This window comes from Leptolyngbya sp. CCY15150 (genome assembly GCF_016888135.1).
GTDB lineage: Bacteria > Cyanobacteriota > Cyanobacteriia > RECH01 > RECH01 > RECH01.
Window position 1 is genome coordinate 62,389 of sequence record NZ_JACSWB010000276.1, and the last position, 19,566, is coordinate 81,954.

General features: G+C 53.9%; 17 protein-coding genes. 10 read left to right on the forward strand and 7 right to left on the reverse strand.

Annotated elements, in window-relative coordinates:
* Nucleotides 1-902 precede the first annotated feature (902 nt).
* Nucleotides 903-1,850, forward strand: coding sequence for a glycosyltransferase family 2 protein (locus tag JUJ53_RS20065; RefSeq protein WP_204153803.1), 948 nt, complete (start codon nucleotides 903-905; stop codon nucleotides 1,848-1,850).
* A gap of 296 nt (nucleotides 1,851-2,146) precedes the next feature.
* Here the strand turns inward: JUJ53_RS20065 and JUJ53_RS20070 are convergent, their stop codons facing one another.
* Genes JUJ53_RS20070 through JUJ53_RS20080 form a run of 3 tightly spaced genes read right to left on the reverse strand, consistent with a single transcriptional unit; the run spans nucleotide 2,147 to nucleotide 4,998 of the window.
* The gene (locus JUJ53_RS20070; RefSeq protein ID WP_204153804.1) at nucleotides 2,147-3,292 is read right to left on the reverse strand and encodes a mechanosensitive ion channel domain-containing protein; all 1,146 of its coding nucleotides are present in this window, start codon (nucleotides 3,290-3,292) and stop codon (nucleotides 2,147-2,149) included.
* 29 nt (nucleotides 3,293-3,321) lie between these two features.
* Complete coding sequence (locus JUJ53_RS20075; RefSeq protein ID WP_204153805.1) at nucleotides 3,322-4,563, reverse strand: mechanosensitive ion channel domain-containing protein; 1,242 nt, start codon at nucleotides 4,561-4,563, stop codon at nucleotides 3,322-3,324.
* A 3-nt stretch (nucleotides 4,564-4,566) separates the two neighbouring features.
* Nucleotides 4,567-4,998, reverse strand: coding sequence for a hypothetical protein (locus JUJ53_RS20080; protein WP_204153806.1), 432 nt, complete (start codon nucleotides 4,996-4,998; stop codon nucleotides 4,567-4,569).
* 180 nt (nucleotides 4,999-5,178) lie between these two features.
* Between JUJ53_RS20080 and JUJ53_RS20085 the strand changes: the two genes are divergently transcribed.
* Nucleotides 5,179-5,439, forward strand: coding sequence for a sulfiredoxin (locus JUJ53_RS20085; protein WP_204153807.1), 261 nt, complete (start codon nucleotides 5,179-5,181; stop codon nucleotides 5,437-5,439).
* Between the two features lie 179 nt (nucleotides 5,440-5,618).
* Nucleotides 5,619-6,251: a helix-turn-helix domain-containing protein gene (locus tag JUJ53_RS20090; RefSeq protein WP_204153808.1), complete on the forward strand. Its 633-nt coding sequence runs from the start codon at nucleotides 5,619-5,621 to the stop codon at nucleotides 6,249-6,251.
* Between the two features lie 19 nt (nucleotides 6,252-6,270).
* Here JUJ53_RS20090 and ebsA read toward each other — a convergent pair whose 3' ends face one another.
* Nucleotides 6,271-6,645 (reverse strand): type IV pilus biogenesis protein EbsA, encoded by a 375-nt coding sequence (ebsA, locus tag JUJ53_RS20095; RefSeq protein WP_204153809.1) that lies wholly within the window; start codon nucleotides 6,643-6,645, stop codon nucleotides 6,271-6,273.
* A 254-nt stretch (nucleotides 6,646-6,899) separates the two neighbouring features.
* Here ebsA and JUJ53_RS20100 point away from each other — a divergent pair, with 254 nt between their 5' ends.
* Nucleotides 6,900-8,120, forward strand: a complete 1,221-nt coding sequence (locus JUJ53_RS20100) for an NAD(P)/FAD-dependent oxidoreductase (RefSeq protein ID WP_204153810.1) — start codon at nucleotides 6,900-6,902, stop codon at nucleotides 8,118-8,120.
* A 75-nt stretch (nucleotides 8,121-8,195) separates the two neighbouring features.
* Here JUJ53_RS20100 and JUJ53_RS20105 read toward each other — a convergent pair whose 3' ends face one another.
* Nucleotides 8,196-8,399, reverse strand: coding sequence for a hypothetical protein (locus tag JUJ53_RS20105; protein ID WP_204153811.1), 204 nt, complete (start codon nucleotides 8,397-8,399; stop codon nucleotides 8,196-8,198).
* A 1,188-nt stretch (nucleotides 8,400-9,587) separates the two neighbouring features.
* Here JUJ53_RS20105 and pyk point away from each other — a divergent pair.
* Nucleotides 9,588-11,375 (forward strand): pyruvate kinase, encoded by a 1,788-nt coding sequence (gene pyk / locus JUJ53_RS20110; RefSeq protein ID WP_204153812.1) that lies wholly within the window; start codon nucleotides 9,588-9,590, stop codon nucleotides 11,373-11,375.
* A 96-nt stretch (nucleotides 11,376-11,471) separates the two neighbouring features.
* Here pyk and glgA read toward each other — a convergent pair whose 3' ends face one another.
* Nucleotides 11,472-12,932, reverse strand: a complete 1,461-nt coding sequence (gene glgA / locus JUJ53_RS20115; RefSeq protein ID WP_204153813.1) for a glycogen synthase GlgA — start codon at nucleotides 12,930-12,932, stop codon at nucleotides 11,472-11,474.
* 181 nt (nucleotides 12,933-13,113) lie between these two features.
* Nucleotides 13,114-13,719, reverse strand: a complete 606-nt coding sequence (locus JUJ53_RS20120; protein ID WP_204153814.1) for a hypothetical protein — start codon at nucleotides 13,717-13,719, stop codon at nucleotides 13,114-13,116.
* Nucleotides 13,720-13,886: 167 nt separating this feature from the next.
* On the opposite strand from JUJ53_RS20120, the gene JUJ53_RS20125 reads away from it, so the two are divergent.
* The 5 genes from JUJ53_RS20125 to JUJ53_RS20145 all read left to right on the forward strand — a co-directional run bounded on the left by JUJ53_RS20125 (nucleotide 13,887) and on the right by JUJ53_RS20145 (nucleotide 19,448).
* On the forward strand, nucleotides 13,887-14,915 hold the full coding sequence (locus JUJ53_RS20125; protein WP_204153815.1) for a PfkB family carbohydrate kinase: 1,029 nt from the start codon (nucleotides 13,887-13,889) through the stop codon (nucleotides 14,913-14,915).
* Nucleotides 14,916-15,594: 679 nt separating this feature from the next.
* Nucleotides 15,595-16,098: a bifunctional nuclease family protein gene (locus tag JUJ53_RS20130; RefSeq protein ID WP_204153816.1), complete on the forward strand. Its 504-nt coding sequence runs from the start codon at nucleotides 15,595-15,597 to the stop codon at nucleotides 16,096-16,098.
* A 259-nt stretch (nucleotides 16,099-16,357) separates the two neighbouring features.
* Nucleotides 16,358-17,479, forward strand: a complete 1,122-nt coding sequence (locus tag JUJ53_RS20135) for an aldo/keto reductase (protein ID WP_204153817.1) — start codon at nucleotides 16,358-16,360, stop codon at nucleotides 17,477-17,479.
* 234 nt (nucleotides 17,480-17,713) lie between these two features.
* The gene (locus tag JUJ53_RS20140) at nucleotides 17,714-18,898 is read left to right on the forward strand and encodes a ferrochelatase (protein ID WP_343328000.1); all 1,185 of its coding nucleotides are present in this window, start codon (nucleotides 17,714-17,716) and stop codon (nucleotides 18,896-18,898) included.
* Between the two features lie 253 nt (nucleotides 18,899-19,151).
* The gene (locus JUJ53_RS20145; RefSeq protein ID WP_343327999.1) at nucleotides 19,152-19,448 is read left to right on the forward strand and encodes a hypothetical protein; all 297 of its coding nucleotides are present in this window, start codon (nucleotides 19,152-19,154) and stop codon (nucleotides 19,446-19,448) included.
* The last annotated feature ends 118 nt before the right edge of the window (nucleotides 19,449-19,566 follow it).

A 19,566-nucleotide genomic window follows, 5' to 3' on the forward strand; every position in this document is an offset into this window, starting at 1 on the left:
CCTGTTTCATTACTTTCTTGACATAGATGAACTAATATGAGACTGCTACTAAACGGTTTAAACTTCTGCGATCGCCCCCAGCCTAAGCATCTCTAAGGCTTCCCATGCATAGAAAACTCTACGCATAGCGTTATCAAACTCACCTTGATGGAGCAACGCCGATGTTTACAATCAGAAATGACCAAAGCAGACATCTATAAAGGGATGGTAAACTTGCGGTAAAGGAGCTATAAAAGCTTTAGGGCAGGGTTGAAATCTAGCTGTTTTTTATGAGATTGTACGGAGAAGGCAATCCTTTACCGTAAAGATATCGGGAATTAGGGTCGCTCTACATGTGGTATTGGCTATCAGGCATAGCTCTTTACTAGCGTCTACGTAACGTTCACCTCTACATGATCAAGTCAGGATAGCCCCAACGGTATAGTCATGCCGCAGAGCTATGTTGGATCATGTTAAGCGTGGTTGTTGTACCTTAAACCAAGCGATCGGTAGACGTCTCTGTCTATTAGCGTCGTGAAAAAGTATGACCTGCAGCTTATCTTTCTGGGTTTCAGAGATGGTAGGTCGGTTTTAAGTGCTTGCGCTTAAGCTTCTTATCATTCAAGTATTGATTCAAAAAAAGGGATAACAATAGACTGAAAGCTAGTGAATCCTATTCTGATTCGATGCTTGAGACAACGTAGTTAGGCTGTTTGATGTTGAGTCATCTAGGTCAAGTATCCGCATAATTTCGCACAAGTATAGATTTTGATTCTGCTCCAATAGTGGAGAGACGAATGGGTTAACAAATCCTGTTCTACCCACTGTCCTTTGCATCAACCGTGATAGACAGAGGATATCTAGGTTCAGATCAGAGGTTAACTCACCTGCATTTAGATGTTTACCCCAAAGGCATTCATACCATGGCAGCTACTCATCCTCAGGTTGTAGTTGGTTTACTTGTATACAACGGCGAAAAGTATCTTGCAGAAACCATCGAATCAATCTTGGCTCAAACCCTAACGGACTTTACGTTAGTGATTGGAGATAATGCGTCAACCGATTCAACAGAAGAAATCTGTCGCAGATATGCTGCTCAAGACCGTCGCATTGTCTACCAACGTCATCCTGAGAATGTAGGGGCGTCTGGCAATCACAATCTTGTCTTTCAGCCTGGGGATGCTCCCTATTTTAAGTGGGCGTCTCATGATGACCTCTTAGCACCCGATTATCTACGTCAATGCATTGAGCTTCTGGAGGACAATCCATCGGTTGGGGTTGCCCATTGCCGCTCCTATCAAATCGACGAAGAGGGTCATCTCCTAGGCAATCTTGACTATGAAGTGCGGCTAACCAGCTCTAGTCCTAGTCAACGGCTATGGCGCATGTTGTGGGCTGGCTATCTACCGGAAGTTCATGGCGTGATGCGATCGCACCTGGTTAAAAAAACCAAACTCTTCAGAGGTTTCCCAGGCGACGATCGCAGCTTTTTGTCTGAAATGCTGATGCAGAGCGATGTGGGCTACGTTGAAGACTATCTGTTCTCCCGTCGCGACCATGCCGATAGCTTCTGCCGCATTGCCGACCAAACATCCCGACAAAGTTTCTACAATCCCAAAGCCAAGCGATCGGCTAGGATGGTCGGTCTGATTAAGCTGCGGGAATATGTTCTAGACGTACTCCGCCATCCCATGAGCGCTGCTGAGCGTTTGGCTTGCCTAAAGATTGTCGTCGAGTGGGGTATCCGGCGCGGTCTGGAGATGGTCACCAACTCTGGCGAGAAGTTTGGGCAGCAGCTACGCGAGGAATTCAGCCTATCTCAATCGATGAATCCCCACGAGTCGGAAACCTCCTCTGAGCAATGTTACTGAGTCAGGGTAGAAACCTCTAGCTAGAAGCGCTGAAACCCCATGCAAAACTGGCGGAATCATCCGACTTCAAGAGCTACAGGATATGTCTATCACGTAGCCATCAGCTAATCTTACGTGGGCGTTGCTGAGTGAAGATATGGCATCGTAATGTGGGACGTTTTCTCACATTATCCTGGTTGTGAATGCATGACGAGCTTCTCGCTCAAAGCTTGTGCGCGCAAATCCTATTGCAATTCAGGAACGTCCGTAAGTAAGAGCTACAGGGTAGCGACTCAACATCATATGCACCACGCAACCTAGAGCGTGATGGGAGACTCGACATAAATAGTGGGTTCATTCAGCATCTCGAATTCAATACCGTAGTCCTTGAGTTCATCTGAGATCCGCTCATTAGCCAGTTCCAGCAGACGCTTGCGGATCTGGATTGAATTTTCTGTTGAGCCCAGAATAAAAAAGGTGACTCTAGCCCGACTGATGCCTGCTTCAGGCTCGTCTAGAAGTGCGATGTTTGTACTACCTGGATCAATGCCATAAATTGTATTGGTACAGCGCACCACCACTTGCTGAACCAAGGCTTTTTCGCGATCGCCCAAGACTCTAGGAAAATCGAGGTACAGCAACACCATGATTTTCTTGCCTCGGGTAATATTTTCAATGTCAAGATTGGCCATGATCGAGTTCGGGACAATCAGCAGCGTATTTTTGGCTGCTGTGCGAATTTTGGTCGATCGCAAACCAATGGATTCTATGCGCCCGTAGACTTCCCCGGTGATCGTACTGTAGCGAATATATTCACCGGGCTTAAACGGGCTATCGAGATAAAGTACAACTGTACCTAGTAATTGTTCCAGGGTCTTTTGGGCAGCAAAGGCGATCGCCAACCCACCAATTCCCACCCCGGTGAGCAACCCCACCACATTCACGTTTTGATTTTGGGCGTAGAAAACCACCGCAAACGTCCAAATCACAATGTTGATCGCCGTTTCGCAAACCAACAAGAGTTCATTGACGCCCTGCCCCAAGCGATCGATGATGTCTACCCCATACATTTCCACAAATTGACGCAGCAGCCGCGAGGTGAGCCAGGCTAATCCAGCCACCAATCCTAGTTCCGTGAGCATCTCTAGGGTGATGTAGAGCGGCGGGTAGGGCTGCAAAATGGTCAGCGATCGCGTCAGCGTAACCAGAATGAGCGTGCCCACCAGGCTAAAAGATGGCGTAATCGGATCAATCAGCGTTTGCACCCGCAGCGCAATCGGCCGCGGCAAAAATCGGCGAATGATCAGTTTCACCAAGCGACTCGTGTAGCGCCCAATGATCACAAAAAGAACGACGAGGACGATCACTGTGCCCACGCGCAAACCAAAGGTAATCAGAACATCTCGAAGGGCGATCGCATTCACGCCAGCCGTATCGAGGAACGTAGCAATTCGAGTCAGCATGAGCGGGCTAGAGAAAACAGTAGGGAACGTTAGATGGTCATGGGGGAATCGACGTAGATGGTCGGCGCTTCGCAGTGGAAGGCGATGCCAAATTGCTTGAGTTGCTGGGTGATTTTTTGGTTGGCAATGTCCAGCAGTTGACGGCGGAGATCCAACGAGACGGCGCTGGTGCCTAGGATGAAGAAGCTAATTTGGGCTTCAGTCACTTCCTGCTGATTGGCCAGGGTTAGGTTGCGGAAACTGACGCTGGTGCTGCGAGAATCGATGCCAAAAATATCCTGGGTGCTGTCTAAAATCACTTGGCGAATCAGCGCCCGCTCTTCGCTGGGAATGGTGCGATAGAAGGTGAGATTGAATAACGAAATCACCTTTTTAGCATCGGTGAAGTTCTCAATATTGGCCTGGGTTAGAGCATTGTTGGGCACCACGGTCACGGTGCCTTTCCCAGAGGTGCGAATTTTGGTGGAGCGAATGCCAATGGACTCGACGCGCCCAAAGGTGCCGTCTGCCAGACCAATATAATCGTCTACCACAAAGGGGCGATCGAGATAGATCACCACGCCACCCAGCAATTGCTCTAACACCTTCTGGGCTGCAAAGGCCACAGCTAGACCACCAATCCCCAAGCTGGCCACCAGCCCAAACAGGTTGATGTCGTGGGTTTGGGCAAAGATAATCGCCGTGACCACAATAATACCGATATTGGTCAACAGGCGAATTAGGATCAGCAGTTCACTACTGGTTTTTGTGCCCGTTTTCACCGTAGCGTTGAGCAAGTAGTTGCTGAAATAGCTGCGAAAGATACCGGTTCCTAAAAAGCCAATGGCGATCGCCAACCCCAAAGCCACGGTGAACTCCAGAGCCTTCAGCCGTCCTGCTGCGGGGGCAATCAGCAAACTTAGATCGGCAAGCAGTAGGATGATCACCACCTTCAGCCAACCTAGGTGGGGCTGCAAAAACATGCGATAGGCCGTCGCCAGGGCCGCTGGATTGAGTCTGGTGCTCCACGTCGCCAACCAAGCCGAAACCGGCAAAAGGTTGAGCAGGAGCCAGGTGGCTGTCAAACCCGCCAGACCAATCAAGAGCCTAGCGTTCAATACAATATCGCTGGGCAGCGCATCTAGGCGAGTGCCAAGGAAAACCACGAAGTCAAACAGCAACGCCACAGCGATGCCCTGCCCAATCCGCCGAACCATGTCCCATTGGGAGATGAGTGTTTCTTGGAAGGCAGCCAGTCGAGTCGTCCAGGGTTCCATAGCAGGATGGGCCATGAGTTAGACAGCGGGGGAGGATAGCAGTTGCTCGATGCGCAGCTTCAGCCGTACCGGTTGATCACTATCATTCTGCGCCCGAAACTCCATCATCGCCTCTGATGGATCGCGCTCAATGGCGATCGCCCGCCCCGGCGCACAGGTATAAGTTTGGATGCGATCGCCACAGCGCAGGGTGGTATGCCCTGCCTCTGAGGTCACCACCATTTTCACCACCCCCGGCTGCAAGTCTAAGGTCTGCACCGCATGGGGTAAGACGGTTAGGTATTTCTGAAGGGGATCTGACGATTCGGCTGGCTCCGGAGCGATCGCCTCTGGAGCAGGATCCGCCACCGGCGCAGGGCTGATCTCCTCGGACAACGCTGGCTGACCGCCCAAGGCTAACGCTAGCAGCAAACATCCGATCAGGTTCTTGATGATCGTTAATCGTTGCATAGCGTCCTCAACAATAGTTCCACAGGGAGCGATCGCCACCCGCCTAGGACAACGACACCAACCTGTGCCTTGATTATGCCATCGAATTGACGAGCGATCGCTCTACCTAAAGACGGGTTCACCCTTTTCAATGCGTAGTCGTTATGAGTATGATTTAAGAAACGATATCATCCAGTCGCTATGCGCATTGTCGATCTACCCCTTGATCAGATTTATCGTCCCCTATACCGTCAGAACGATCCCGAGAAAGTTCAGGCGCTGATGGAGTCGATCCAAAGCATCGGTCTCCAGGAACCCATTGATGTGCTGGAGGTGGAAGGCAAGTATTACGGATTTTCTGGCTGCCATCGCTATGAAGCCTGTCAACGCCTAGGTCTGACCACCATCCGCTGTCGGGTGCGCCGTGCCCCCACGTCAGTTCTCAAGATGCACCTTGCCTAGTATCGCAAGACAGAAGAACGAAGACAAAAGAACGAAAAGGAAGTCCAGGACAAGCAAGGGGTTCCGCCTTAGTCAATAGGCGGGTTACGTCTGCCTCAGAGTACTCAATATCGCCTAGATCACTCCGGCAACCTTGGGGATAAGTTCGAGATAATAGGAAAGCCTTTTCTAGATCAGCCATGCCACCTGCCGCCTCTCCCACACCGCCAGACTATACTCCACGCTTGCGATCGCTGATGATGGCGGCAGATATCCCCAGCTTCCGGGCCCTTAGCCAAACGGCGATTGTTTCCAAAACAGCGGTGAATCGCCTGCGGCGCGGGCAAGCAGCGGCGCTACGAGGCGAGGTGCTGCACCAGCTGGCCCAAGCGCTGCATCGATCCATTCCCCAACTGCTCCAGGATTTTTCCGATCTGCCGATCGCTTCCTCGGCCGAGTCAACCAGGCAGCCGGATGACCAGCCTACCCAGCAGCAAACGGAGGAGCTACGCCAAGCCTTCCAGCAGGAGGTGCTGCACCAGATTGAATCCTGGCTGATCCAATGGCCCACGGCGGTCTATGCGGCCCAGAAAAATCCCCAGGTGCCCGCTAGCCGCCTGGTGCCGCTCCTGCGTCCGGTGGAACATTTACTCGATCACTGGGGTTTGGAAGCGATCGCCCCCGTGGGAGATGAGGTGGCCTATGATCCGCAGCAGCACCAGCTTTTGGCAGGCCATGCCCAGGCAGGCGATCGCGTCTTGGTGCGCTACACCGGCTATCGTCAGGGCGATCGCTTACTGCACCGCGCCAAGGTGAGTCCTGTGCAGGCGTGAAGTTTACAGCAACCTGGGTCTAGTCATCCAAGCGCAGGAGCTTGCGGTAGAAAGCCTGGGAAAAATCGACCAAGCGCGATCGCTTGAAGCTAAATAGCAGCTCGATCAGATAGCTGACAAACTCAAAATTGGCCATGGTGATTTCATAGCTGAGTTCCGCATTACCATCAAACTGCATCCGAAAGCGGGTTAAGTCAGCAGGTAGCGACGATACACTCCAGCTCGCCACGAAGGGAATGCTCTCGCCCCCTTCAATGATGCGCGTACCTTCCAGGCTACCCTGACGATACAAGCTGATGGCCAACGGCAGAGCATTGCGCTTATTGCCCTGATAGTAGGGTACATACACATGCACATCTTTTGCCTGAGCAGGCTGGAGCTTTTCTAAAGTCATACTCGGATCTTCCTTGGACGGATCAGTACAGGCCGGCTAAACGATGCCGCGATGAGCGCGCTCTGCAAAAATACTACAAGCTAGATTTCGTCTCAACAAGCAATTGCTAGGTTGAGGGTGCTGTATCGGTCATGCACCGTATCAGTATGCCCTGAATTGCGGGTAGGTCTTGCAGCTTGTACAAAATTTAGCGGTAGAGTCAAAGCAGGGGGCCATGCCCTGCAGATCGGCGATTGGTGGGAGATCAGAGACGTATGCGAGTGATCGTGGTGGGTGGTGGAGCGGCAGGTTTTTTTGGGGCGATCGCTGCAGCCCAGGCCAATCCTCAGGCACAGGTCACCATTTTGGAGGCAGGACAACAGCCGCTCAGCAAGGTGCGCATCTCCGGCGGTGGACGTTGTAATGTCACCCATGCCTGTTTTGATCCGGCTTTGTTGGTGCAGCATTATCCCCGAGGCGGCAAGGCCCTGCGGGGTGCCTTCAGTCGCTTTCAGCCCCAGGATACGGTGGCCTGGTTTCGGCGGCATGGGGTGACGCTGAAGCGGGAGGCGGATGGACGCATGTTTCCCACCACCGATTCCTCGGAGACGATTGTAGACTGCTTGATGCAAACAGCGCGGCGGTTAGGCGTTCGGGTACAGTTGGCCACGCCGGTGGTCTCTGTCACCAGCCTGTCGCCAGGGTTTCGGTTGACCCTAAAATCCGGTGCCGTTGCCGACTGCGATCGCCTCCTCCTGGCCACGGGCAGCAGTCCCCAAGGGCATCGCCTCGCCGCCAGTCTGGGCCATACCATCGAGCCGCCGGTACCCTCATTGTTTACCTTCACCATTCGGGATGCTGCCCTGCGCAGTCTTGCAGGCATGGCGGTTGAAACCGCTGATTTAGATCTCCAGTTCCCGTCTGCCAAACCCCTGCGTCAATCCGGGCCGCTGCTGATCACCCACTGGGGCATGAGCGGCCCGGCAATTCTGAAGCTTTCTGCCTGGGGGGCGCGATCGCTCCATGATGCCCACTACCAAGCCCAGCTTCGGGTCAACTGGTTACCCAGCTCTAACCTAGAGCACATGCGATCGCTGCTGCTGGCGGTGAAATCAGACTATCCCAAACGGGCGATCGCCAACCATTGCCCGGTGGCAGTACCCCGGCGGCTATGGCACTACCTGGTGGAGCGATCGCAGATTGCTGCCGAACGCCGATGGGCAGATTTATCCAAAGCAGAAGCGCTGCGCCTTGCTCAGGAACTCACCCAAGGGCACTATGCGATCGCGGGTAAGGGCGTCTTTAAAGATGAGTTTGTCACCTGCGGCGGTGTGCGCCTGCGAGAGGTGACGTTTAAAACTATGGAAAGCCGCCAGAGTGAAGGGTTGTTCCTGGCAGGCGAAGTCTTAGATATAGATGGCGTTACCGGCGGATTTAACTTCCAAAGCGCTTGGACGACCGCATGGATTGCCGGACAGGCGATCGCCTCGTCTTAGAACATCCTACGACAGCGATCGCGAACCCCGCGATGTCAACCGGAAATATACGCCCGAACTGTACGTCAGCCATGGCTAGCGAGTTCCTGACCCCTGGGTGCGATCGGGCGCACCATTGTCGGGAGGAATATAGCCATCGCTTTGGTGTAGCTCAGTTAGGGCGGCAGCCTCTGCCGGCATTGTGTCAGCCAAGGAACGCGCCTGAACACTGACCAAGGCCACTCCTTGTAACCCAGCTACAACCAGCAATACACCCATGCATTTTAGGAAAGTGTTCATCGCACCTATTTAGAACTCTTCAGAGAACCAATCAACCCTACCCATGCCATATAGCTTGACTACTATGCCCTAAATGCGACTACTGATTCCCTAAACTCTATTCTCCTATAAAGCCCGCTTAACTTTCTACCAAAAACAAGAACCCTTGATGTAGATCAACACGCTATGAAGCGTCGTTCCGCAAAAGGCAGTCTTAAGGTAAAAACAGTCGTCGCAATCTAACAGATGACTTGTATATGAGAAGTGATGTAATGGGTGACTACAGTAGTTTCACTGAAGTTCCTTTTATCTTAGAAAGATCCATCCCAGTCTGCCATCCGGATATATCCTGAAAACAGCTCGTCGGATTGTGGAAACTTTATACAAACTTAAGATAAAAGCAAACCTCGATTCAGGGACTAGAGTAAAGACAGTGCTGATTAAGCAAAGGTTCAACCAGCAGGAAACTGAATGGCGGCTACGGGGAACCCGATCAGCTTGAGCTGTGGCTTTCTCCGTAATCCTACTAGTGCTTTATTCAGAATAGGAATAGTCTACCAGGACATTTTTATAAAGTTTCCGTTAGATCACGGATTAATCATTCCACATGGGTCTGCTAGGGCGCTGATTTCCTGACGTCATCTAGGGGCGATCGCGGCATTATGTATCCCTCAACACCTTATGCCCAGCGTGCTTGTCTCAAAGTCTTGGACTGAAGACCTCAACCTCCGCGCCATACTGAGGATTCCCCTAAAGGCTACGTTTTGAAAAAGAGTGGCTTCTCTAAGATTTAACAATTATGTATCAAAATTTTACAAGTGGGTTGCCCTTCCCTAAGGAGATCTGCTGTAGAACCTCCGTGAACGAGGCGCGGTGATGCGCGATCGCCCCGCTATGCTCCGTATGCTCATCCCCGAAGGCTCGACTAAGATGCCCGACCCGATGCGGCTGAGACCTCTTCTGAAGAGTCCAAATTTCCGCTATGATGACTCCCGACCCACTCGTAGGGCCCTGGGTATGTCGGCAATCGCTCCCCCTGACGAGGCAACCTAGACCGAGCTAGTTTTCCTGAAGGCGATCGCTGGGCATATCACGATACACTCTGACCTTGCTATCTTGCCTTAGGCTAGAGACGCTAGCAGCAGCTTAAACGCGGTTGGTTCTACTTGTTGTGTACTGTTCTCGTTTACATTCTTGGATCAAATCTCTATGTATCTGCAACATTCTCCTCGTCGAACTAAAATCGTTGCCACTATTGGCCCTGCGACCAGTAGCCCAGAGGTGTTGCGGGACTTGATCGAGGCGGGAGCAACCACCCTCCGTCTAAATTTTTCCCACGGCACCCATGAGGATCACAAGCGCAGCATTCGCCTGATCCGACAGGTGTCGTTTGAGCTGAACCAACCGGTGGGCATCTTGCAAGATCTCCAGGGCCCGAAAATTCGCCTAGGGCGCTTCGAAGACGGGCCGATTACCCTCAACCGGGGCGATCGCTTCACCCTCACCAGTCGTGTAGTCCCTGGCGATCGCACGATCAGCTCGGTGACCTACGAACCCCTGGCCGATGAAGTACCGGAAGGCTCCACCATCCTCTTAGATGATGGCCGGGTGGAAATGCGCGTGGAGGAAGTAGATAAAGCCAACCGCGCCCTGCACTGCAGCGTGGTGGTGGAGGGGGTGCTCTCCAATAACAAGGGCGTCAACTTTCCGGGGGTCTACCTTTCCATCAAGGCGATGACCGATAAAGATCGAGAAGATCTGGTGTTTGGCCTCGATCAAGGGGTCGATTGGGTCGCCCTCAGCTTTGTGCGCAATCCCCAAGATATTCTGGAAATTAAGGAACTCATTTCCAGCGCTGGTAAGCATGTACCGGTGATTGCCAAGATCGAGAAACACGAAGCCATTGAGCAAATGGAAGCCATCCTGGCCCTCTGTGATGGGGTGATGGTGGCTCGGGGCGATTTGGGGGTGGAAGTGCCCGCGGAAGATGTCCCGATTTTACAAAAACGCTTGATTGCCGTTGCCAACCGTCAAGGGATTCCGGTGATCACCGCCACCCAAATGCTCGACAGCATGGTCAGCAGCCCCAGAGCCACGCGGGCGGAGATTTCTGACGTAGCCAACGCCATTTTGGATGGCACCGACGCAGTGATGCTGTCCAACGAGACGGCAGTGGGCAGATATCCGGTGCAGGCAGTGCAGACCATGGCCCGCATTGCCACCCGCATTGAGCAAGATCACCCATCGTTCCATAACGTCGATGGATTAGTAGGACAGTCGATTCCCAATGCCATCAGCCAGGCCGTGGGCGATATTGCCAAGCAGTTAAACGCTGCCGCCATTATGACCTTGACCAAGAGCGGTGCCACGGCCCGCAACGTGTCGAAGTTTCGTCCCTATACGCCTATCTTAGCGATTACGCCGCAGGTGAGCGTTGCCCGTCAACTGCAGTTAGTCTGGGGTGTGAAACCGCTGCTGGTGCTGGATCTATCCTCCACGGGGCAGACGTTTAATGCGGCGTTGAATGTGGCCCAGGAGAAAAATTTACTCAAGGAACAGGATTTGGTGGTGATGACGGCGGGGACGCTGCAAGGGGTCTCCGGTTCCACAGACCTGATTAAGGTAGAAGTGGTGACCTCAGTGTTAGGTCGGGGGACGGGGATTGGTCAGGGAGCTGTGAGCGGTCGGGCTCGCGTGGTGCATACCGGCATGGAAGCCGGTAGCTTTAATCCTGGCGATATTTTGGTTGCCCCCAGCACCGATGCCGACTTTGTGGAAGCGATCCGCCAAGCCGCTGGAATTGTTACCGAAGACGATAGCCTCACCTGCCATGCGGCGGTGATTGGTCTGCGGCTGGGTGTGCCGGTGATTGTCGGGGTGAAAAATGCCACCCGCTCCATCCGTGAGGGGGCCATTCTCACCCTAGATGTCCAGCGCGGCATCGTCTACTCAGGGGCGATCGCTCCTAGCCAGAATGAAGCGGCACTGCCGGTCTAAATCGCTTCCCAGGTTTATATCTTCATCAACTATTAAGCCAGGTAGCCTAGACTGCCTGGCTTAATGTTAGAGAGCGTTGGTCATTGAGAGCGATCGCTACTCTGCTTTACTGGCCACTTTGGTCGGCGAGGGGGCAGACTCCTTGACCTCCTCCGCAACGGGCTCCACCGGCTGAGGATTGTAGGGACGTCCTAGCACCTCGTGGTAGACCCTGTCGTATTCAATAGCCGACTTATACCAGCTAAAGTCTTGGCTCATGCCGCGCTGCTGCAGGGTTTTCCATTCACGCTTGTAGCGGAAGCCCTCCCAAGCCCGTACCAAACAGGTATAGAGATCGAGCGGCTCATAGCGATCGAAGCAGTAGCCAGTCCCTTCCTCAGCGGTGGGATCGTGGTGGATGACCGTGTCTACCAAGCCCCCCGTACGCCGCACAATGGGCACCGACCCATAGCGCAGGGCCAGAAGCTGGCTGATGCCGCAGGGCTCAAACCGCGACGGCATTAGGAAGGCATCGGTACCCGCATAGATGCGCCGGGCTAGGGAATCGTTGTAGAGCATGTAGGCCGCGACCCGTCCTGAATAGCGGGAGGCAATTTGCCAGAGTTGGGTTTCATAGTAGCGATCGCCCGTGCCCAAGACCACCAGTTGCACATCGGTGTAGGACATAAAGCGATCGAGCACCTGCAGCAGCAGATCGATACCCTTTTGTTCCACTAATCGTGTCACCATCCCCAGCAGCATGGCCTGGGAGTTGACCTCTAGGCCCACTTCCTCCTGCAGAGAAATTTTATTCACAGAGCGCTGATCTAGCGTCTCAGCAGAAAACTCCTGGGTAATCCGGCGATCGTGGGCCGGATCATATAAGTCAGTATCGATCCCGTTGAGAATACCGACTAACTTATTGTCAATAAACGACAGCAGCCCCTCAAGGGTTTCCCCATAGGCTGGAGTTTTAATTTGATCGGCATAGGTGGGCGACACGGTGGTCACCTTATTGGCAAACTGCACCGCCGCCGCCACCGTGTTGTGCCCCTGCATATACCAAGGACACCAAGTCATTTGCTCCAGCCGCCAGCGCCAGGGGCCCTGATAGGCCAGGTTATGGATCGTGAACACCGTTTGAATATCCGGTGATTCATGCATCCAGACGGGAATCATCCCCGTATGCCAATCGTGGCAGTGAATAATATCCGGCTTCCAATAGTTCCAAGCAAACTCAGCGGCTCCATTGGAAAAGAGCGTGAACCGCCAATCTTCATCGTCTCCAGCATAGATACGGCGTGGCCAAAACGACGGATGCCCAAACAGGTAGAGGGGCACATCCGTTCCTGGCAGCAGTCCTTCATACACCTCAAAGGACTGAAACATGGCTTCACCCTGCCAGATGGGTTCTTTGGGAACCTCTGTCTTGTCTGCCACAAACCCGTAGTACGGCATGAACACACGTACATCATGACCCATCTTGCGCAGCACCTTGGGTAATGCGCCCACTACATCTCCCATGCCGCCGACTTTCGCGATCGGTGCAGCTTCGGCTGCCACAAACAAAATTCGCATCGTGTATCGAGGTTCCTTGAGATATACCGTTAGTGATCAAGTCTAGTGGGCTGTGGGCGCTGTGCATAGTCGCGATCGCAATTCTGTTGAGAATGCCGCTGGATGCTGTTCCGGTGTTGTGATCCCACTTATAGCAAGGGCTAGGCATCACCTCAAGCGATCGCTCTAAACGACCGAACCCCTAGCTTGCTAACGCGCCATAGACATCATAATCACCCATCCATACCGCCGCGAGCAGCCGCATTCCCCGTTCACTCAAGACCACTTCCGCAGGCAGACATTGCGCATCCCTAACGCTGCCGCCCGCCGCCAGAATGACATCCTGCATCCACAGACCACAGGGCTCGGGATGGCTCTCATGCCACAGCACATAGTCCAACCGGGCACGGGAAGCAGCGTCTAAGCGAGCATGGAGCAAGTCATAGAGCGACAGGTGGGTGCGTTGTTCCACCCCACCAAGCACCTGACGCATATACCAAGCTGCTTGGCGCAGGGGCAGAGCATTGAGACGATGGTGCAGACAGTCCAGCAACCGGGGCACGAAGTCGATACCCAAGTGATCATGCAGGACAGCGATCGCTTGGTCGTGGTCTACAACGGAAATGGGGCTCAAATCCGCATCCCAATCAACATCTGGATAAACTTGCTTCAGCAACTGATAGGCGCGATCGCTCAAACTCCATTGCCCCGTAGACGTATCAACACTAAAGTCTTCTCCGGGAGTGGCACCAATAGCCACTAGAATCTGGAATAGCTCAACGGCTTGCTGCGAAGAAATTGGATGCATAAAAGCCCTGTCAGTTATCAATATCTCAACAAAACTTAATACGAGGAATCTACTTTAACGGTATCGGCTTCCCAATCATTCCGTTGTATGCTGTGTGACGGTTTGATTATCCCTAGGGCAGTGTTCCCCGCTAGCCCCTGCTTTCCCTCAACGGAGTTCAAGAGTCCATGCCCTTCACGTCTGACTTTAAGACCCAGCTCATCTCTGCCAGCGATCGCCTCTTTTCCTTGCTCGATCGCTTTCAGCAGGTACGCGCCTTGGTGGTGGGCGATTTGACCGTGGATGAGTTTGTCACCGGCCAGGTCGAACGGCTGTCGCGGGAAGCACCGGTTCTGATTTTACGCCATGAGAGTACGCGTCAGGTGCCGGGCGGCGGGGCCAACGCCGTCTATAACCTAGCAGCCCTGGGCGGCCAGGTGAAAGCAGTGGGGCTGGTGGGCAAGGACGCGCAAGGGCAGGCACTCCGGCAGATTTTTGAGGCCGCCCAGATCGATACGACGGGGATTTTAGTGGATGGCGATCGCCCCACGGTAACCAAAACTCGCATTTCGGGCCATGCCCGGCAGTCGGTGACCCAGCAAATTGTCCGCGTTGATCGTAAATCCGACGCCTTGCCCCCAGTGGATCTTCAGCACCAGCTCGCCGACTACATTCGCCAGCAGCTTGACCAAGTAGACGTGGTGGTCTGCTCCGACTATGGCGACGGCACCCTCACCGCGCCGGTGATTCAGGCGGCCTTGGAGCATCGATTAAGCGTTGTAGATACCCAGGTTGATCTCCATCGCTACCCAGGAGCCACCATTTTTACCCCCAACTTGCCCGAAGCTGAACAGGCAGCCGGGTATGCGATCGCCACCCCTGAACGCCTCCAGCAAGCCGGTCAAGATCTGCTGCAGGTTACCCAGGCTCAGTACATGCTGATCACCCGAGGCGAAGAGGGCATGAGCCTCTTTGCCCCCAAGGGTGCCGAGCAAACCATCCCGGCCTTCAACCGCACCGATGTATTTGATGTAACGGGGGCAGGTGATACCGTAGCGGCAGCCCTGGCCCTAGCCCTAGCCCTAGGGGCAACCCCCTGGGAAGGCGCTTTGCTGGGCAATCTAGCCGCAAGCATCGTCGTCCGCCAATTTGGCACCGCCACCACCACCACCGATGAGTTACGGGTGGCATTGCACGATCTATTGACCGCGCTCTAGGTCTAGCCATCTGGATTCCAGCCGTGGATTTTCATCCCCTCTCCCTCTCTCAATGTGTGCGCCATTGGTGCGCCATTGGTGCGCCAGAAGAGCCCTATGTTTCGTCAAAGTTTCAAGATTCAGACCTCAGATTCGCGGCAAGATCAGGGCATACTGGATAGCAGACACTAAGACCGTCAGGCATGATTGCCCTAGATTGCCATTGATCTAAGAACCTGTTCTCGATCGCAGATCACCAGCGACTTGAAACGATGAGGTGAAATAGATGAAAGATGTGCTGTGGCATGGATACACCTACCCTCACCTCGGATCGATAAGGCGATCGCTCGGCAACTGTCGGCTAAGCTATGACCAGTGCGATTCCATGGGCCAACGATGGACATGGGGTCAGATGATCTGGGGCTAGACACCAGTTGAACCGCCTATTGATCGGGGCGATCGCTTGAAACCCAAGACTCAACTTGTATCTAGCGCCTCCATCATCCACCAACCGCAGGGAGGACACGCCGTATAGAACATCATGGGAGCGTACTGGTAGGTCAACACCCTATCAACCACCCAGGTCATCCCATGAGCTTGTCCATAGATAGCTGTTCTGGGTGATCCTGACACCCTACCAAGCATCTGTATTTTGAAGGTCTGTTCACACGTTGCCCAACGGAGTCTGGAGGCTATATCAATGCTGGAAATGAAGGTTGCTGGAATTGCCTTGGATGCAGCGACTCGCAGCCCTATTGTTCTCCTACGAGATACAACGGATCGTCGTCAGTTACCCATTTACATTGGGCAAGATCAGGCGCGGGCGATTATCAATGCGCTGGAAAACCAAACTCCGCCCCGTCCCCTCACCCATGACTTGATGGTCAATATGCTCGATGAATGGAACCTGACCCTCGAACGGGTGGTGATCCATTCCCTGCAAGACAATACCTTCTACGCCATTCTCACGGTGCGGCAGGGGGAGGTGAAAAAGGAAATTGACGCTCGTCCTAGTGATGCGATCGCCATTGCCCTACGCACCAATAGCCCCATCTGGGTGATGGAAGAAGTGATCGCCGACGCTTCGATTCCCGTCGATCGCGATGCCGATGAAGCAGAACGTCAAGCTTTCCGCGATTTTCTCGAAAATCTGAGCCCCCACGATTTCAAACAACGGGGGCGATCGAGCAGCAGCGAAGCCTAGCCTGACCAAGTCGCTCTGTGCATGGGACTGGATACATGGAACTCAATGCATGGGATCTAGTTGACTGACAAATCTCGAAGACCCTCACCCCCAACCCCTCTCCCAGGACGGTAGAGGGGCTTTGAAAGCACCGTTGCAGACTCAGTAACGTCGCGGGCTGACAAGCCAAATCGCAGATTCAGTAACGTCGCGGGCTGAGCGCAGTCGTTCGTTAAACGTCTCCCGAGGGAGAAAGTCCACCCATCCCCGATCTACCCCCATGCGCTACCGCCGCTTTGGCCACACCGAGCTTCAGCTTTCCACCTTTACCCTCGGGATGATGCGCTGCCTTGCCTCCCCAGATATCGCCGTGGAGACGGTGCAGCAAGCCGTTGCTTTGGGGATCAACCATATTGAAACCGCGCGGGGCTATGGGCAAAGCGAGGCCTATTTGGGGCAAGCTCTGGCTCATCTAGAGCGATCGCACCTATACATCACCTCCAAAGCGCCTCCCACCCCGGATGCCGACAGTTTGGCCCGCAGCATCGACATGACCTTGGCGACCCTAGGCGTGGATTACCTCGATGGTTTTGCCCTTCACGGCATTAACACCCCCGACCATCTCGCTTGGGTGCAGGACAGGCAGGGCTGTATGGCGGCGGTGAGGCGGGCGGTAGACGATGGCCGTATTCGCCACGTGGGCTTTTCGACCCATGGCTCGTTAGATTTGATTCAACAGGCGATCGCCACCGATCAATTCGCCTTTGTCAACCTGCACTACAACCTCTTTTTCCAGCGCAATGAGCCCGCGATCGCCCTGGCTCACCAGAAAGACATGGGTGTGTTCATCATTTCTCCCGCCGATAAAGGCGGCATGTTGTTTACGCCCCCAGAACGGCTCAGCCAGCTTTGCGCGCCCCTCTCGCCGCTGCATCTCAACTACCGCTTTCTGCTCAGCGATCGCCGCATTACCACCCTCAGCCTAGGAGCTGCCCATTCTGGTGAACTAGCGCTCCCCTTGGCGATCGCTGACCACGATGGCCCCCTCACGCCTCAGGAACAGGCCATTCTCAAAGGTCTAGACGACCAGGCCGATCAAACCCTGGGGAGCGATCGCTGCCGTCAATGCTACGCCTGTCTACCCTGCCCCGAAGCCATCCACATTCCCGAAGTGCTGCGGTTGCGCAACCTAGCGATCGCCTACGATATGACCGCCTATGGGCACTATCGCTACCGCATGTTTGAAAACGCGGGGCATTGGTTTCCTGGACGGAAAGCGATCGCCTGCACCGACTGCGGCGATTGCCTACCCCGTTGTCCCGAACAGCTTGATATTCCCCACCTGCTGCGGGATGCTCACCAGCGGTTGAATGGCCCTAACCGCCGCCGCTTGTGGGACTAAGCGTTACCATAAGTCCAGTGATCTAGGTACCGTCATGCCACCGCTCTACCATCCTGCTCCAGGCAGAACTCAATGGGTTGCCTAGAAGGTGCGCATAGTAAGCAACAAGGCTATTCAGGTCATGCCCTAGGGGGGCATGTTATCGTAAAGGGCAAGGGTTAGAGTCGTGTCCCTGTGGCGATCGCGCCCTATCCCTAAATTTTGACCCACACCATTCATGAAGAGGTGCAAACTGTGGTTGCCACCCCAGAAAAGCAACAACAACAAACCCCATCAGCCGCCGGATCCGACCGCGTTGCCGTGTTACTCATGGGCTACGGCGAAGTTGAAAGCTACGATGACTTCGCCAACTATAACGAACAAGCGCTCAACCTGCTGACGGCTAAATTTGCACCCGTTCCTACTTGGGTCTATCCGCCGCTAGCGCAGTTGTTAGCTAAATTTGATCTCCACGAATGGAGCCATCAACACGGTGAGTTCATTTCTCCCCACAATGCCATTTTCGAAAAGCAGCGGGCTGGCATTGAACACCATCTGCAACACCAGTGGGGCGATCGCGTGAAGGTTTTCAAGGCCTTTAACTTCTGCGCGCCGTTCTTGCCCGAGCAAGTGCTAGCTCAGATTCAAGCGGAAGGGTTTGACAAGCTGCTGATCTATCCCTTGCTGGTGGTGGATTCCATTTTCACCAGCGGCATCGCCGTGGAACAGGTGAACGACGCTCTAGCCCAATTTACCGGCTCCGAGCATTGGGTCAACGGTCAGCGCTATATCCCATCCTTCTACGATGAGCCCGGCTATATCAACCTGATGGCGCAGATGGTGGAAGAGCATATCGTTCAACACCTAGCTGCCGCCCACCTGCCGTCTCAAACCGGCATCGTGTTGATGAACCACGGCTGCCCCCACGAGGCCAAGGGCTTCACCTCTGGCATTGATGAAAGCCAAGCGCTGTATGAGTTGGTGCGCAAGCAACTGATTCACCGCTATCCCTTGATTTCCGTAGGCTGGCTGAATCACCAAACCCCGTTGATTAAATGGACGCAGCCCACTGCCGATCAGGCAGCCAAAAATCTGATGGATCTAGGGGCAACGTCAATTGTCTTCATGCCCATCGGTTTTGCTACCGAAAACCATGAGACCCTGCTGGATGTAGAACATATCATCGAAGGATTGCGGCGCAAGCGTCCAGATGTCACCTACGTTCAACTGTCCTGCGCCAATGACCATCCAGCCTTCCTAGAAATGGCGGCGGAGTGGGCCCATCCCCACATCGAAGCCCTGCTGTCTGAACAGGCTCGGGTCGTCCAGCCAGCCTTGGCGATCGCCCAAGCTCAAACGGTGCATATTCACCACGGTCATAGCCATGATCACCATCATGGACACGACCACGGGCATGATCATGGGCACCACCACCACTAGCTCTTGTCCCAATCAGCCTTGTCGGACATAGTCCGGAGGCTGATTTCCTAGAGAACGTATCATAGTTAACAAGGCGTACAACCGTACGTCTTTTTTTTATGCAAAAAAGGCCGCCTTTTGGATTCGGTTGATACACTGATGGCGGGTATAGACGTTTGTGTCAAAACCTTTACGCTAAATGTTGAGATTGCCCTTCCTGACCATCAGAAGGGTGTGTTAAAGTCTAGCTCACGACGGGGGAATGAGATCGGTGGTGTATACCTCACAACATAGACAACCCGAGGGGACAGTGGACGCGGTGATGCCGCCTAATCTGTCTAACAGTGCGGCCATGCAGAATGACTTTTCGAGCCTACTGGATCCAGCGGTGCTTCAAGCCGCTCGACAAATTTATCGCACGTACTATGAAGTACATGTGGAACAGGTACAGCGCCCCATTGGGGTGGTTATCCATCGAGAAACCTGCCGCGGACAGCTTGTGTTTGCCCAAAAACCCATCCTCTTGCCCCAGGAGTGCTTTGTGCCCCTGGATCTGATTGACGCCGCCTAGGGGGATTCCTAGGCATCCATTGTCTAGGAGCTCATCGTCTAGGAGCTCATCGTCTAGGAACCCGTGGTGTTGACGCAGCGTCACAACCTCTAGCCCCAACCGTCTTCTAGCCTTCTAT